At 74.4% G+C, this 15,437-nt stretch carries 9 protein-coding genes; 3 read left to right on the top strand and 6 right to left on the bottom strand.

The annotated features are described in order from the left end of the window. Positions 1-454: 454 nt before the first annotated feature. The gene (locus tag ACIRQF_RS16730; RefSeq protein ID WP_404092822.1) at positions 455-1,021 is read right to left on the bottom strand and encodes a MarR family winged helix-turn-helix transcriptional regulator; all 567 of its coding nucleotides are present in this window, start codon (positions 1,019-1,021) and stop codon (positions 455-457) included. A 142-nt stretch (positions 1,022-1,163) separates the two neighbouring features. Here ACIRQF_RS16730 and ACIRQF_RS16725 point away from each other — a divergent pair, with 142 nt between their 5' ends. Next, positions 1,164-2,441: an MFS transporter gene (locus ACIRQF_RS16725; protein WP_404092890.1), complete on the top strand. Its 1,278-nt coding sequence runs from the start codon at positions 1,164-1,166 to the stop codon at positions 2,439-2,441. Positions 2,442-2,465: 24 nt separating this feature from the next. Here ACIRQF_RS16725 and ACIRQF_RS16720 read toward each other — a convergent pair whose 3' ends face one another. Together ACIRQF_RS16720 and ACIRQF_RS16715 are read right to left on the bottom strand one after the other, a co-directional pair. Beyond that, positions 2,466-4,118 carry a SpoIIE family protein phosphatase gene (locus ACIRQF_RS16720; RefSeq protein WP_404092820.1) on the bottom strand — a complete coding sequence of 551 codons (1,653 nt, stop codon included), beginning with the start codon at positions 4,116-4,118 and terminating at the stop codon, positions 2,466-2,468. 106 nt (positions 4,119-4,224) lie between these two features. After that, positions 4,225-5,613, bottom strand: coding sequence for an NAD(P)/FAD-dependent oxidoreductase (locus tag ACIRQF_RS16715; RefSeq protein ID WP_404092818.1), 1,389 nt, complete (start codon positions 5,611-5,613; stop codon positions 4,225-4,227). A gap of 353 nt (positions 5,614-5,966) precedes the next feature. Here ACIRQF_RS16715 and ACIRQF_RS16710 point away from each other — a divergent pair, with 353 nt between their 5' ends. Both ACIRQF_RS16710 and ACIRQF_RS16705 read left to right on the top strand, forming a co-directional pair. Then, positions 5,967-6,713, top strand: a complete 747-nt coding sequence (locus tag ACIRQF_RS16710) for a TetR/AcrR family transcriptional regulator (protein WP_404092816.1) — start codon at positions 5,967-5,969, stop codon at positions 6,711-6,713. Between the two features lie 197 nt (positions 6,714-6,910). Beyond that, entirely contained in the window at positions 6,911-8,887 is a 1,977-nt protein-coding gene (locus ACIRQF_RS16705; protein WP_404092814.1) for a sigma-70 family RNA polymerase sigma factor, read from the top strand. 5 nt (positions 8,888-8,892) lie between these two features. Here the strand turns inward: ACIRQF_RS16705 and ACIRQF_RS16700 are convergent, their stop codons facing one another. From ACIRQF_RS16700 to ACIRQF_RS16690, 3 genes are all read right to left on the bottom strand, one after another. Continuing rightward, entirely contained in the window at positions 8,893-12,078 is a 3,186-nt protein-coding gene (locus ACIRQF_RS16700; protein WP_404092812.1) for an ATP-binding protein, read from the bottom strand. A gap of 67 nt (positions 12,079-12,145) precedes the next feature. Continuing rightward, on the bottom strand, positions 12,146-12,730 hold the full coding sequence (locus ACIRQF_RS16695; protein ID WP_376637938.1) for a Uma2 family endonuclease: 585 nt from the start codon (positions 12,728-12,730) through the stop codon (positions 12,146-12,148). A 117-nt stretch (positions 12,731-12,847) separates the two neighbouring features. After that, the gene (locus ACIRQF_RS16690) at positions 12,848-14,968 is read right to left on the bottom strand and encodes an asparagine synthase-related protein (protein ID WP_404092810.1); all 2,121 of its coding nucleotides are present in this window, start codon (positions 14,966-14,968) and stop codon (positions 12,848-12,850) included. Between the last annotated feature and the right edge of the window lie 469 nt (positions 14,969-15,437).

The following is a 15,437-nucleotide window of genomic DNA, read 5'->3' as shown; positions in this document are numbered from 1 at the left end:
TTTCCGATCCGATTTCCTCGGTGCTTTCCGGTCCCTTTTCGACTTTCGTCGTTCCGGGCCCTTCCGGCGGTTCCGACTCTATCAGACCCTTTCGGTGTCTGATTCCCAGTCAGCGGGATTCGTCTTCCCGGCCGTTGGGCCGTTCCGACGTCCTGAACTCTAGCGGATTTCCCCGGCGACCCGTAATCGAGTCTTTCGAAATGAATTTCGGCATGCCGAAATTCGTCCCGGTGGGGAGATCGTGCGGAGTTAGGTTGCCGCTACTGCGGCGGGAGTGTCTGTCGAAGAACCGTTCCGGCTCTGTGACAACTCGGAGAACACTACGCGTCCCCCAGGGGCGTGTCAAACCTCGGCGGCCCGTCGATCGGGGCCTCGGTCAGGCCTCGCCCAGGGCGGCGGTCGCGGGGTGTGGTCGGTTCTGCGGCCGCGGCCGCGCCCGGCCTCCGACGTCCGGTCAGTCGAGGTCGGTGAGCCGGCCGCCCGCGTCCGGCTGGGTCAGCTCCACGCGGCGCAGCAGGCGGATCAGCATCTCGCCCAGGGCGCCCCGCTCGTCGGGCGACAGGTCCTGGAGGAGCTCCTCCTCGAAGTGGGTCGCCATGCGCATGGCCTCCAGCCACTTCTGGCGGCCTTCGTCCGTGAGCTCGACGATCACGCGCACGCGGTTGTTCTCGTCGCGGTCGCGGGTGACCAGGCCCTCGCCCGCCATGCGGTCGATGCGGTGGGTCATGGCGGCCGGGGTGAGGCCGAGGCGCTTGGCGAGCTCGCCGGGGCCGAGGCGGTACGGGGCGCCGGAGAGGACGAGGGTCTTCAGGACCTCCCACTCGGCGTTGCTGATGCCGAGGTCGGCGACCTGGCGGCCGTAGGCCACGTTCATCCGGCGGTTCAGCCGGCCCAGGGCGGAGACGACCTTCTCGACCTGGGGGTCGAGGTCGCGGAACTCGCGCTGGTAAGCGGCGATCTGCTCGTCGAGCGTCGGCTCCTGGAGGGCCGACGAGCCGGACGGCTCGGGGTTGTCGGACATGCGGCGAGTATCCCACGCGGCCCGTTGGCATTGAAGTCCTTCTATGTGTATCTTTAAGCATCGAACTTTAGGATTGAAGTCTTCAGGGTTCAGGGCTACAGCACTGAACCCGCGACCGAAGTGGGTGAGTGTGACCAAGGCGATGGGCGCAGCGCTGCGCCGGATCCAGGCAGGCAGCGCGCTGAGCGCGTTCGGACTCGGCTTCACCGTGCCGTACCTCTATGTGTACGTCGCTCAGGTGCGGGATCTGGGGGCGAGCACCGCGGGTGTCGTCCTGGCCGTCTTCGCCATGGCCGCACTGGTGGTGCTCCCCTTCAGCGGGCGGGCCATCGACCGGCGCGGGCCGGTGCCCGTGCTGCTCGTGGCCTCGCTGCTGGCCGCGGCGGGCGCGCTCGGGATGGGCCTCGCGTCCACCGTTCCCGCGGCCGTCGGCTCCGCGGCGCTGCTCGGTGCCGGTACGGCCGTGATGCAGCCGGCGCTCGCCACGATGATCGTCTGGTGCTCGACGCCGACCACCCGCACCCGTTCGTTCGCGATGCAGTTCTTCTTGCAGAACCTCGGTCTGGGTGTCGGCGGTCTCATCGGCGGCCAGCTGGTCGACGCGAGCCGCCCCGACAGCTTCCTGCTGCTGTTCTCCATCGAGTCGGCGATGTTCCTCGTCCTCGCGGCGGTCGTGCTGACCGTGCGGATGCCGCAGTCGCCCGCCCTCCAGGGCACGCGGCCGGCGGCCGGACGGAACGGTGGCGTCAGGGCGCTGCTCAGGCACAAGGCCATGGTGCAGCTGTGCGTCCTCGGCTTCGTGCTGTTCTTCGCCTGCTACGGGCAGTTCGAGTCGGGTCTCGCCGCGTACGGCACGGAGGCGGCCGGGATCGCGCCCTCGACGCTCGGCATCGCGCTCGCCGCCAACACCGCGGTCATCGTCGCGGCCCAGTTCCTGGTGCTGAAGTTCGTCGAGCGCCGCAGGCGGACCCGGGTCATCGCCGCGGTCGGGCTGATCTGGACCGTGGCGTGGCTGTTCGCCGGCTACGCGGGCCTCGGCCACGGCAGCCAGGCGATGGCGACGGCGGCGTTCGTCTCCACGTACGCCCTGTTCGGGCTCGGTGAGGCGATGCTGTCGCCGACGGTCGCCCCGCTGGTGGCCGACCTGGCGCCGGAGTCGATGGTCGGCACGTACAACTCGGCCTTCGCCCTGGTGAAGCAGCTCGCGCTCGCGGTCGGCCCCGCGGTGGGCGGTCCCATGGGGGCCTCCCTGCACGGGCCGTACATCCTGACCTTCGTGCTCTTCTCGCTCGGGATCACCTTCCTCGCGATCCGGCTCGGCAAGCGGCTCACGCCGGTGCAGAACCAGCCGTCGCAGGCCGCCAGGCCGTCGAAGGTCGTGGCGCGGCACGAGCCGCAGCGCGAGACCGCCGCCGCCTGACCGTCCCCTCGCCCGTCGGGAGGGTCAGTCGGGCAGGGCGAACTCGCACCACACCGCTTTGCCGCCGCCGGGTGTGCGGCGGCTCCCCCAGGACGAGGCGATCGTCGCGATGATCGAGATTCCGCGACCCGCCTCGTCCTCCGTCTCCGCCCTGCGGCGGCGCGGCAGATGGTCGTCGCCGTCCGTCACCTCGATGATCAGGCGCCGGTCGGTGCGGCGGAGCCGCAGCCGCATGGGCGGGGTGCCGTGCTGGAGGGAGTTCGCCACCAGCTCGCTGGTGGCGAGGACGCCCAGGTCGCACAGCTCGACCGGGAAGCGCCAGCTGGCGAGGACCCCGGAGGCGAAGGCCCGCGCGCGTGGCGCTGCCTCGACGCCGCCGAGGAGCTCCAGGGCCGCGTTGTGGAACAGCTCGGCGTCGGACCCCTTGCGGGCCGGGTGCTGGAGGACGAGGACGGCCACGTCGTCGTCGTGCTCGGCGGTGACGCCCAGGGAGCGCAGCAGGCGGTCGCAGACGACCTGCGGTGTGCCGGTGGCGCCGGACAGGGCGCGCTCCAGCGCGGCGACGCCCTCGTCGATGTCCTCGCGGCGGCGTTCGACCAGGCCGTCGGTATAGAGGACGGCGGTGGAGCCGGGCGGCAGGGCGATGCTGCCGGAGCTGTGGAGCCAGCCGCCGGTGCCGAGTGGGGGTCCGGTGGGGTCCTCGGCGCGCCGGACGCTGCCGTCCTCGTCGCGGACGAGGATCGGGAGGTGGCCGGCGGAGGCGTAGACGAGCTTGCCCTCGTTGGGGTCGTGGACCGCGTAGACGCAGGTGGCGATCTGGCTGGCGTCGATCTCGGCGGCGAGTCCGTCGAGGAGCTGGAGCACCTCGTGCGGGGGCAGGTCGAGCCGGGCGTAGGCGCGGACGGCGGTGCGGAGCTGGCCCATGACGGCGGCGGCGCGGACGCCGCGGCCCATGACGTCGCCGATGACGAGCGCGGTGCGGCCGGCACCGAGGGTGATGACGTCGTACCAGTCGCCGCCGACGGCGGCGTCGGTGCCGCCGGGCTGGTAGGTGGCGGCGATCCGGAGGTCGTCGGGCTGCTCCAGCTCCTGCGGGAGCAGGGAGCGCTGCAGCGTGACGGCGGTCTCGCGGTGCCGCCGCTCGCTGGCGCGGAGCCGTTCGGCGGCCTCGGCGTGGTCGGTGACGTCGGCGGCGTGGACGAGGACACCGCCGTCGGCGAGGTGCGGGCTGTCGACGGGCAGGCACGTGACGGTGTAGGAGCCGCCGTCGTGGGTGCGGCGGGACTTCACGGTGCGGGGCTTGCCGCTGCGCAGGACCTGGTCGAGCAGGGGCAGCAGGCCGAGCTCCTCCGCCTCGGGGCAGGTCTCGGCGACCGTCGCCCCGGCGGGGCGGGGGCCGAAGGCGGCGGCGTAGGCCTCGTTGACGTACGCGATGCGGTGCTCCGGGCCGTACACGAGCGCGACCAGGCCGGGAAGGCGGCCGACGATCTCCCGCACGGTGAAGTCCTCCAGGGCGGGGAGGCCGGCGGTGTCCACGCCGCCGGCGGTCTCCTCGCCGAGGTGTTCCGACCTGGGCCCGTACTCACCGCGGGCCGCGGGCACGGAGCCTTCGGTCCCGCGGGACGCCGAGCGGCGCTGCGTACCGGGGAGCCGGGCGCTCCAACGGGTGAAGTTCACGGATCTGTATGCCTCGTGGTGTCGTTGCCGTGCAGAGTCACTCTGTGCAGGTGTCAGCCCACCTATGGTCACACGTCCAGTGTGGACGAGTGCACTGACAGTGATGTCAGGCCGAAGACTCGCCCGGGTTCTCGCCCGGGGACTTGTCCTTCGGCGCCGGTGGGGGTGCGGCGGCCAGTTCGAATTCCGCGCGCGGGTGCTCCAGGGAGCCGAGGGAGACGATCTCGCGTTTGAACAGGCCGGACAAGGTCCATTCGGCCAGGACGCGGGCCTTGCGGTTGAACGTGGGGACCCGGCTGAGGTGGTAGGCGCGGTGCATGAACCAGGCCGGATAGCCCTTGAGCTTGCGGCCGTAGACGTGGGCGACTCCTTTGTGGAGGCCGAGGGACGCGACGGAGCCGACGTACGCGTGCGCGTATTCCTTGAGCGGCTGTCCGCGCAGGGAGGCGGCGATGTTCTCGGCGAGCACCTTGGTCTGGCGGACGGCGTGCTGGGCGTTGGGGGCGCATTCCCGGCCCGGCTCGTCGGCGGTGACGTCGGGGACGGCGGCCGCGTCGCCGGCGGCCCAGGCGTGGGCGACGCCGTCGACGGCGAGCTGCGCGGTGCAGACGAGCCGGCCGCGTTCGTCGAGGGGCAGGTCGGTGGCGGCGAGGAGCGGAGCGGGCCTGACACCGGCGGTCCACACGACCGTGCGGGTGGGCAGCCGGGTGCCGTCGCTGAGGACGGCGACGCGGTTCTCGCAGGAGTCGAGGCGGGTGCCGAGACGGACGTCGATGTTCCGGCCGCGCAGCTCGCGGATGGCATAGCGGCCCATCTCCTCGCCGACCTCGGGCAGGATCCGGTCGGCGGCCTCGACGAGGGTCCAGCGCAGGTCCTCGGGCTTGATGTTGTGGTAGTACCGCGAGGTGTAGCGGGCCATGTCCTCGAGTTCGGCGAGGGCCTCGACGCCCGCGTAGCCGCCGCCCACGAAGACGAAGGTGAGGGCGGCGTCGCGGATGGCGGGGTCGCGCGTGGAGCTGGCGATGTCCATCTGTTCGATGACGTGGTTGCGCAGTCCGATGGCCTCCTCGACGGTCTTGAAGCCGATGCCGTGGTCGGCGAGGCCGGGGACCGGGAGGGTGCGGGAGACCGAGCCGGGGGCGATGACGAGCTCGTCGTAGCCGAGCCGGAGGCTTCCGGTGCCCTCCTCCTCGGTGGCGAGGGTGGAGAGGGTCGCGGTCCGCTTGGCGTGGTCGATCGCGTGGACCTCGCCGATGACGATCTTGCAGCGGTCGAGGACGCGGCGGAGCGGGACGACGACGTGGCGCGGGGAGATGGAGCCGGCGGCGGCCTCGGGCAGGAACGGCTGATAGGTCATGTACGGCTCGGGGGTGACCACCGTGATCTCGGCCGCGTGGCTTCTCAGCTCCGCCTTGAGCTGCCGCTGCAGGCGCAGCGCGGTGTACATCCCGACGTAGCCACCGCCGACAACGAGAATGCGCACAGGTTCGGTCACTGTCCCATGACGCAACGCCGTCCGGTGTTTGTCCACAGGCCCGGCAAATTGTGTGACCGGAGGGGTACGGAGGCGTGGGGTGGCGAAGGGTCTCATGGGGTGGAGAAGTGCGCAGGTCAGGGCGGAAGTGGCCGGTGGGGCGCGGGGTCGGAATCGGGAGGGTCCGGGTCCTTGCTCCGATCGGGGGGCGCACCGTACGGAACTGCCCCTTCTGAATTGACCCCGACTCAACTATGTTCGTACTTCATCGGGGTGTCGGACCGCCGCGTGTGGACCAGAAGCGCGGCCCGGTCGGCCCCCCGTGTCAGGGCGGGGAGTCTCCGGGGGGAGACATCATGAGCGGGGGAACGCTTATGCAGATTCAGGATTCCTACGGGCAGCTCCGTACGGCGCACTCGGCGCCCAACGGGCGGTCCGCGCCGCTGCGTGTGGACGCGCAGCGGAATCTGGAGCACGTGCTGCGCGCCGCGCGCGAGGTGTTCGGCGAGCTCGGTTACGGCGCTCCGATGGAGGACGTGGCGCGCCGCGCCCGGGTCGGCGTCGGCACGGTCTATCGCCGCTTTCCCAGCAAGGACGTGCTGGTCCGACGGATAGCCGAGGAGGAGACCGCGCGGCTCACGGAGCAGGCGCGGACCGCGCTCGGCCAGGAGGACGAGCCGTGGTCGGCGCTGTCCCGCTTCCTGCGCACCTCGGTTGCCTCGGGCGCCGGTCGGCTGCTGCCGCCGCAGGTGCTGCGGGTGGGCGTGGACGACGTGCTGCTGCCGGCCGGTGCGCCGGAGGAGGCGCGGGTGCCGCAGCAGCGGGCGTCCGTTCCGGCGGGCTCCGTCGGGTACGGGGAGCAGGTCGAGCAGCGGGTCGTCGCGCCGCGCGCGGTGCCGGCCGTCGAGCAGGAGGACACGGGGGCCGCGGAGCTCCTGGAGGTCGTGGGCCGGCTCGTGGAGCGGGCGCGGGCGGCGGGCGAGCTGCGGACGGACGTGACGGTGTCCGACGTCCTGCTCGTCATAGCCACCGCCGCGCCGGCGCTTCCGGACGCGGCCCAGCAGGCGGCGGCGTCGGCCCGGCTCCTCGACATCCTTCTGGAAGGGCTGCGTTCGCGGTAGCGGCCGGCACCGAGGGAGCGCGGTTCTCGATGGTCCGGGTGGACCGTCGAGCGTGACACGAACGGATGAGCGGTTACGCCCGGATACGGGAAGTCGCCCCGGACGAGTGGTTAGTGGACGCGGAGGTTCGGCGTGCCCGCCCGCTGTGGCAGGCTGAGCGGCGTTCGAGTCCGAGCGTGCATACGGGGGCTTCCGCGATGAGCGGTGACAGTCGGGACGAGACGCCGGCCGCCGCCGGCACCGCGGGGAGCGCCGGACCGCCCTCCCCGCACGTGCCGAGCCAGGGGAGTCCGGACGGAGTCGCCGGACCGGGCACCGGGATCGTCGCCGAACCGAATGTGCCGCAGCAGCGCGAGGGTTCCTGGGCGGCGCAGTCCGCCGCCCAGGACGCCGGCTCCTCATCCGTCCTGCCGCCTCCGCGCGACCTGCCGCCGTCCGACGTCGAGCTCGTGCGGCGGATGCGGGAGGGCGACGACGGTGCCTACGAGGAGCTGTTCCGCCGGCACTCGGCGGCCGTCCGCCGCTACGCCCGCACCTGCTGCCGGGACGCGGACACCGCCGACGACCTGACGGCCGAGGTCTTCGCCCGCACCCTCCAGGCGGTACGGGGCGGGGCCGGGCCCGAACAGGCCGTGCGCGCCTATCTGCTGACCAGCGTCCGCCGCGTCGCCGCGACCTGGACGAGGACGCAGAAGCGCGAGCACCTCGTCGAGGACTTCGCGCTGTTCGTCGAGGACGCCGCCCGCGCCTCCGAGGTCCCCGAGCAGACCGCGAGCTTCGGGGCGGGCCTGGACCTGGGCGCGGACGTACGCGCCATGCACGACGCCGAACGGTCGCTCGCCATGCAGGCGTTCCGTTCGCTGCCCGAGCGCTGGCAGGCCGTGCTGTGGCACACCACCGTCGAGGAGGAGTCGCCGAGCGAGGTCGCCCCGCTCTTCGGCCTGACCGCGAACGCCACCGCCGTGCTCGCCAGCAGGGCCCGCGAAGGCCTCAAGCAGGCGTATCTCCAGGCCCACGTCAGCCAGTCGCTCACCGCGGGCGGCGACTGCGCCCGTTATGCCGACCGGCTGGGGGCGTTCGCACGCGGCGGGCTGCGGATGCGGGCCGAACGCGGGCTGCGCAAGCACCTCGACGAGTGCGCCAGGTGCCGGCTGGCCGCCGGCGAGCTGGCGCACGTGAACGCCGGCATCCCCGCGCTGCTGCCGGTCGCCGTCATCGGCTGGTTCGCCGCCGGGTACGCGCTCAAGGCGGCCGGTGTCGTCGCCGGAGGTGTCGTCGGGGCAGGCGCGGCCGGTGCGGCGGCGGCCGCCACCGGCACGGGCACCGCGGGCGGTACGGCCGGGGCGTCCTCGGCGGCCGCCGCCGAGGGGCTGGGCATCCCCGCCAAGGCGGGCATCGCGGCCGTCGCCGCCGTCGCCGCGACCGCCGGTCTGGTCTGGGCGCTCACCGGCTCCGAGCCACAGCCCGTCGCCCGGCCCGCGACCGCGCCAACGGTCCTCGCGCCCGTCGCACCGGCGCCCGCGCCGAAGCCGACCCCCCGCCCCACCCCGGAGCCGACGCCCCCGCCCGTGCAGGCGCCGCCGGCCCCCGCACCGCGGCCGACACCGCCGCCGAGCGCGAAGCCGAGCCCCAGGCCGACCCCGTCGCCGGCCCCGGCGCCGAAGCCGAGGCCCAAGCCGTCACCCCGGCCCGCCCCGTCGACGACCCCACCGCCGCCCCCACCGCCCGCGCCGCCGACCGTCTACCCGGTCGACCGGCTCGAATACGGGATCTTCGGCGACGGCACCAAGCCCGAAGTGGACCTCGCCCGGTCCAGCTGGATGTGGCAGCGCTCCGGCCTCACGGTGAGCGGCACCCGCTACGCCCACGGGGTGAGCGTGCACGCGCCCTCGTCGCTGTTCATCGACCTCAACCGGCAGTGCACCGGCTACGACGCGGTCGTCGGCATCGACGACATCACCGTGCCGTTCGGGCCGGGCGGCGTCCGCTTCGCCGTGTACGGGGACGACGAGCGCCTGTGGCGCTCCCCGGTGCTGCGCCGTGGCGACGCGCCGGTCCCGGTGCACGTCGACCTCTCAGGCCGCCGCACCCTGCGGCTCGTGGTCGAGGAGCACACGCCGTTCGGCCGGGCGGCGCTCGCGGACTGGGCGGAGTCGCGGATCACCTGCTCCTGAGCCCGTCAGCCGGTGTACGGCGCCACGCGGGTCAGGACGTCGTCGGCGGTGAGGGCGCGGCCGGCCTCGTACGCGGCCGCGTAGGCGGCGGGGCCGAGTACGGCACGGGCCCGGGCGGTGACGTCCTCCGCCTCGCGCAGCTCCGGCACCGCGCGCGGAACGTCTCCTCGCCAGGTGTCGGCCGCGGCCAGGACGCCGACCGCGAGGGAGAGTTCACCGGTGAGGGCGAGCGTGGTGGCGAGACCCTCGGCGAGCGCGGCCGCGAAGACCTCGGCGCACTCGGCTTCCCGGGCCGTGCGCAGGGCCTCGGCAGCGTGGGCGACGGCCTCCGGACCCGCGCCCTCGTGGGCCTCGATCCGGGCGGCGAGCCCCGTCACGAGGGCCTGGAAGTGCGGCGGCGGGGTGCTCTCGGCGATCACCGCGCCGGCCGCCTCCATCTGCGCCCGGGCGGCGACGAGGTCTCCTTCGAAGAGCGCGACACCGGCCCGCAGGAAGCGGACGTACGTCGCGCTGTCGCGGACGTGGTGGCGCTCGGCCACCTCCGAGGCCTCGTCGAGCCCCTTGGTGGCGGCGGTCACGTCGCCGACGCGGAAGTCGAGTTCGGCGAGCCGGGCGATGAGGAACGGCGCCTCGGCGTGCGCGCCGACCTCGCGGGCGAGGCCCAGCGCCTCCTCGTACGCCTCACGGGCCTCCTCGTGCCGGCCGCGCAGCAGGTGGGCCTCACCGGCGGCGCTCGCGACCTGGGCCCGCATCCAGCGGTCACCGACCCGCCGCGACAGCTCGCGCAGCTCGGCGAGGTCGTCGTCGACGCCGGGCATGCCGCCGGGCATGTCGATGACCATGTGGGTGCGGAACATCAGCGAGACGCCCATCTCCCACTCCCCGCCGAAGCGGCGGGCGTTGGCGACCGCGAGGTCGAGGAGTGCGCGCACGTCGCGGGGCTCCTCCGTGAAGTACGCGGTGAACGGCCAGAGCAGGCCCGGGAAGCGGGCGGACTGCGGGCCGGACTCGGAGGAGAAGGCGGCGCGCACCCGGTCGATGAGGGCGACGGTCTCCGGGGCGTCCTCCAGGGCGGGCAGGGTCTGGCTCTCCAGGGCGAGGAAGAGGTACAGCATGCACAGCTGCATGCGGGGCCAGTAGCGCGGGTCGGCGGGGTCCTCGGGGTCGTCGCCGAGGCGGAGGACGCGCTCGACCCAGGCGAGGCCCTCGGGGCGGTAGTTGCGCAGCCACCAGAACCAGCCCATGGCGAAGACGAGCCGGAGTGCGGCCGCCTCGTCCGGTGCGGTGAGGGTGGCGCGGTGGAAGGCGGCCCGGATGTTGTCGAGGTCCCGCTCGATGCGGGCGATCCACGGGAGCTGTTCGCCGGTGCGGAGCAGCGGCTCGGCCCGCTCGGCGAGGGCGGTGAAGTGGGCGGTGTGGGCGGCCTCGGCGGCGGCGAGCAGCTCGGGGTTCTCGACCGCCCGCTCGACCGCGTACTCGTGGATGGTCTCCAGGAGGCGGTAGCGCATCTCGCCGTCGTCGGTGGGGGTGGCGACGACCAGGGACTTGTCGACGAGCGCCCCGAGGGTGTCGGCGGTGCCGGGGGCGGCCGGGTCCAGGGCCTCCGCGGCGGCGAGGTCCCAGCCGCCGGCGAAGACCGAGGCCTGGCGGAGCAGGTCGCGCTCCTCGGGGTCGAGCAGATCCCAGGACCAGTCGACGACGGCCCGCAGGGTCTGCTGGCGGGGCAGGACGGTGCGGGAGCCCGAGGTGAGGAGATGGAAGCGGTCGTCGAGGCGGTCGGCGATCTGGCGGGGGGTGAGCAGCCGCAGCCGGGCGGCGGCGAGTTCGATGGCGAGCGGGAGGCCGTCGAGGCGGCGGCAGATCTCGTCGACGGCCGGGAGGTCGTCCTCGGGGCGGAACGCGGGGCGGACGGCCCGGGCCCGCTCGGCGAAGAGCCGGTGGGCGGGGGCCGGCGGGAGGGGTTCGACGGGGCGGACGGCCTCGCCGGGGACACCGAGGGGCTCGCGGCTGGTGGCGAGGATCCGCAGGTCGGGGCAGTGGGTGAGGAGGGTCTCGGCGAGGGCGGCGGCGGCGCCGACGACATGCTCGCAGTTGTCGAGGACGAGGAGCAGGGGCCGGCGGGACAGGTGCTCGACGAGGTGGGCCGTGGGGTCGTCCTGGAGGGGCACCCCGTCGCGGGTGATCAGGTTGATCTCGCGCAGGCGGAGGGCGGAGAGGACGGCGCCGGGTACGGCCTCGGGCTCGTCGAGCGGGGCGAGCTCGGCGATCCAGGCGGCGGGGCCGGCGGCCTGGAGGGCGGCCTGCTCGGCGAGGCGGGTCTTGCCCGAGCCGCCGGGGCCGGTCAGGGTGACGAGCCGGGAGTGCGCCAGGTCGGCGCGGAGCGCGGCGAGTTCCGGCTCGCGGCCGACGAACGAGGTGAGCCGGGGGCGGATGTTGCCGGCCTCGGGGACGGGCTCGGGGCGCTTCGGGGCGGGCGCCCCGCCGGCGAGCAACTCGGCGTGCAGGGCGGTGAGCTCCGGCCCGGGATCCGCCCCGAGGCCGTCGGCGAGGGTGCGGCGGGCGTCCTCGTACGCGGCGAGGGCGTCGGCCGGGCGGCCCTCGGCGCGCAGGGCGCGGATCAGCTGGGCGTGGAAGGTCTCGTCGTACGGATGGGCGCCGGTCAGCTCGGTCAGCTCGGGCACGAGCCCGGCGGTGGCGCCGCGTCGCAGATCGGCCTCGACCCGCTGTCGCAGCGCGGCGAGCCGCTGGGCCTCGGGGCGCACGCCCGCGGACTCGGGCAGATCGGCGAGGGCGGGGCCGCGGAACAGCCCGAGCGCGGTGCGCAGCAGCGCGGCGGCGGCCGTGGGGTCGCCGGCGTCGAGCCGGGCCCGGGCGTCCCGGACGTGCCGCTCGAACACGTACAGGTCGATGTCGTCGGCCCCGGCCACCAGCCGGTACCCGCCGGGCCCGGACGCCACGGCGTCCTTCCCGAGCACCCGCCGCAGCCGCCCCACGAGCGCCTGCAGCGCGGCCTGGGCGTCGGCCGGCGGCTCGTCCCCGTACACGTCGTCGACCAGCTCCCCGACCGACACCGTCCGCCCTCCGCGCAACGCGAGCGCGGCGAGCAGCGCCCGCAGCCGCGCCCCGCCGAGGGGCAGGGACGCGCCGTGGACGTCGAGGGCGTCGGTGGTGCCGAGGATCAGGTAACGCACCGGCCCATTGTCGCCGGTGGGGGTGACGGGCGCCCCGGGGTTTACCCGCACCGTGAGGGCCCCGGTTTCAGAACTCCGAGGTGTCGAGGTCGAATCCGAAGGGAGCGGGAAGCGGAACGGCCGTCCCCAGTTTGTGCGTGACCTTGTGGTCGTAGGCGTCCCCCGAAGGGCCGTGGCACAGGACTGCCACGTCGGCGTCGCGGTCGATCAGCAAGTAGAGCGGGATGCCGGCGCGGGCGTACCCGCGGATCTTCTGTACTCGGTCGCGGCCCGCAGTAGAGGCGGACGTCACTTCGGCGACGAGGAGAACAGCTGCGGGAGCGTGCCACTCCTGCTGATCGGAGTAGCTTCCCTTCGGCGCGACGACAAGATCGGGAATGACCTTGGAGCCGTCAGGCAGCCGAAGGCCGATGCCGGTGTAGCGGCCCAGCCCCCTGTCATGATCACGGACCTGACCACTGAGCTCCGAGACGATTTCTTCGTGCTCGCCGTTGGCCGGTGGCACCACCGTGATCTCCCCTTCGGTCAGCTCCACGCGCCAGCCCCTGGGAGCCACCGCACTGAACAGCTCGAAGGTCTGCTCGACAGACACCCCCTCATGACCAGGCACGACGTGGTCGGGGAAGTCGTCTCCCTGTGCGTGCAGCGGCATCGCCACGACGGGACCTCCTTCGCTCGGTGCGACGCTTCCAGCGTAGGCCTGGAAGACCATGTGAACGGGAGGTCGTTCACTCGAACGAGCGTGCTGTGACGTTTCGGCGGCCGTCGTTCACGCCGGCAGCGAGCGTGCCGACGGGATGAGAGGGCCCGGTACCGCGCGGTGCCGGGGGGCGGCCGTGCCGGTCCAGCAGGAGCCGCGGCGGGCGAGGAGGCGGTGGAGCCAGAGCTCGGTGGAGATCAGGTCGGCGAGCCCGTCGAGCGGGATCTGCTCGCCGTCGGCGGCGGCGCGGAGGGCGCGGCGCACGACACGGGCCTCGATCAGGCCGGCGTCGGCGAGGAGCGGGGCGTCGAAGAGGGCCAGGAGCTGCGGGAGTGCGGCGCGCAGGCCCGCGCGGGTGGCGGTGGCGGGGACCGCCGGGTGCGGGGCGCCCCAGCCGGGCGGCAGGTCGTGGATGCCGGCGCCCGCGAGGACGGTGCGCAGGACGGTGGCGCGGGCGTCGGGCTGGACGCGCAGCGACTCGGGCAGGTCGCGGCAGGCCCGTACGACCTGGTTGTCCAGGAAGGGGGCGTGCAGTCGCTGGCTGCGGACCTCCGCGGCCTGCTCCAGGACCCGGAGGTCGGCGGCGGCGCGGGCCAGGGCGGCACGCGCGCGTGCCTCGCCCGGGCGCTGGACGGCGGCCGGCAGGGTAGCCGCCCGGTTCAGACGAACCGATACCTCCGCCAGCGCCTCCCCCGTCAGCCACCGCGCCGCGGGGCCCGGCCGCGACCAGGCGAGGGCGGACAGGGAGGCCTCCAGGGGGCCGTAGGACCCGGCGGGTGCGCGGTTGGCCTCCAGCACGCGCGTGGCGGCCGCCTCCAGGCCGGTGCGGTACGGCGTACGGGCGAGGCGCCGCGCCGCCCGGTAGACCTGGAGGGGCACCAGGAGCGCGCCCGCCGAGGGGCCGGAGGCCTTGGCGAGGGCGGTCACCGGGCGCACCAGGGACCGGCGCCGGCGGTCCATCAGCAGGTCCGCGAGGCGCGCCGGGTGGGCGTCCAGGACCTGGCGGGCGCCGAAGCCGGTGAGGTGGTCCGCGCTGCCGCCGGCGAGCCGCCTGCGGTGCCGCTCGGCCGACACCAGGGAGGGGCCCGGTTCGTCCGTGAGCGGCCCGTCGAGGTCCGCGTACGGCAGCGCCTCCTCGCCGGCCGCGACCACCACCTGGTGCAGCCGCGGGTTGGCGGCGATCTCGCGGGCGCGGGCCAGTTCGTCCGGGCTGCCGGCGCCGGCCAGGTCGTTGAAGGTGACGGCGAGGAGCCGCTCCCCGGCGCCGGTGCCGTGGCCGAGGATCGTGCCCGGGACTCCCGGCAGCCCGGCCGCGAGCAGGGCCAGGGTGCCGGACGCGCTGCCGCCGGACAGGTCGGCGCCGATCCCGGGCGCGGGCGCGCCGCCGCGGGCCGCGCGCCGGTCGGCAGGGCCCATGCCGGGCACGGGGCCGGGGTCGGGCAGCGGCACCTCGGGGGCGTGCCGGGGCGCGGTGAGCCGGGCGCGTACGGACTCCACGAGCGCGTCCCGTACCGCCTCGACGGCCTGCCGCGGATCGGCCTGGGGCGCGGCGACGGCGAGCGAGGCGACCGGCTCGTAGCCGGTGATCTCGCGCGAGCCCTCGCGCAGGATCAGCGCGTGCCCGGGCGGCACCCGGCGCACTCCCTCGTACGGGGTGGAGTCGCGCAGCGCCTCGGGGGTCTCGGGGCAGGCGAGCAGCGCCGCGAGGTGTCCGATGTCGAGCTGGGCCTCGGTGAGGTCGGCGAGCGGCAGGGCGGCGGTCCCGTAGGCGGTGCCGCCCGCCCACGGGGTGTGGAACACCGGCCGGGCGCCCGCGAGATCACCGGTGACGGTGACGCGGCGGCCGATCCTGACGACGGCGGTGTAGCTGCCGGGCCACGCGGTCATGTGCCGCAGTGCGCCCCCGCGCGCGGTCAGCAGGCCGCGGCGCAGTTCCTCGTCGCTCGCGGCGCAGCAGCCGAGCACGGCGAGCCGGGTGTGCTCGTCGACGGAGACCAGGCGCACCTCGTCGGGGCGCCAGTCGCCGACCGCCCACAGCGGATCGGGGTCGCCCCACAGGAGTTGCGCGCCGACCGGGTGCACCGTGCGTCCTTCGGCGGGGTCGCCGACGGCGCCGGCCGAGCCGGGCGGGGACGTGAGCGGTGCGCCGAAGCGCGCGGCGACACTGCTCCAGCCCACCAGCCACCGCATCGCCGCCTCCACAAAGGTCGAGTGGAGGACATGCTGCCATGCCGAGGGCGCACAGGAGGTATCACGGTGGGCATCGTCGGAACGCGAATGCGCCCCTGGCATGGGCCAGTTGGACCGGGCGCACGAACCGGCGCCTTTCGGCCATTCTCGACCCGCGACAGGCCGGAGGTTTCTCCTGGAGGCCTCCGGCAGTCCGGGAGGCGGTCGCCTCCCGGAGCCGCCCGCCGCCCGCGGGGAATGGGGCGACGGTGTCCCCCAGCCCACCGGACCGGGACATCGGTCCTCGGCCAAGTGGGCCGACCCACGCAGGACTCATGGAAGCGCTCCCCCCGGCACCCGACGAGAGCGCACGGGCGGGCGCACGGCCACACGGCGGGAGCACGACGGGCGGCGCCGGACCCTCCGCTCATTCCATCCCACAACAATCTCGCCATACGGAACACCGCCCCTTAACGGTCGGGATCCGGCG

The sequence above is a fragment of the Streptomyces sp. NPDC101191 genome, from assembly GCF_044767915.1.
Lineage (GTDB): Bacteria > Actinomycetota > Actinomycetes > Streptomycetales > Streptomycetaceae > Streptomyces.
The sequence above is the reverse complement of the archived record's forward strand: the minus strand, read 5'-3'. Positions and strand labels throughout refer to the sequence as shown.

Excerpts from the sequence above, each read along its gene's own strand:
- ACIRQF_RS16730 (WP_404092822.1), bottom strand. The coding sequence starts at position 1,021 with ATGTCCGACAACCCCGAGCCGTCCGGCTCGTCGGCCCTCCAGGAGCCG.
- ACIRQF_RS16695 (WP_376637938.1), bottom strand. The coding sequence starts at position 12,730 with ATGCCGCTGCACGCACAGGGAGACGACTTCCCCGACCACGTCGTGCCT.
- ACIRQF_RS16710 (WP_404092816.1), top strand. The coding sequence starts at position 5,967 with ATGCAGATTCAGGATTCCTACGGGCAGCTCCGTACGGCGCACTCGGCG.
- ACIRQF_RS16690 (WP_404092810.1), bottom strand. The coding sequence starts at position 14,968 with ATGCGGTGGCTGGTGGGCTGGAGCAGTGTCGCCGCGCGCTTCGGCGCA.
- ACIRQF_RS16705 (WP_404092814.1), top strand. The coding sequence starts at position 6,911 with ATGAGCGGTGACAGTCGGGACGAGACGCCGGCCGCCGCCGGCACCGCG.
- ACIRQF_RS16725 (WP_404092890.1), top strand. The coding sequence starts at position 1,164 with ATGGGCGCAGCGCTGCGCCGGATCCAGGCAGGCAGCGCGCTGAGCGCG.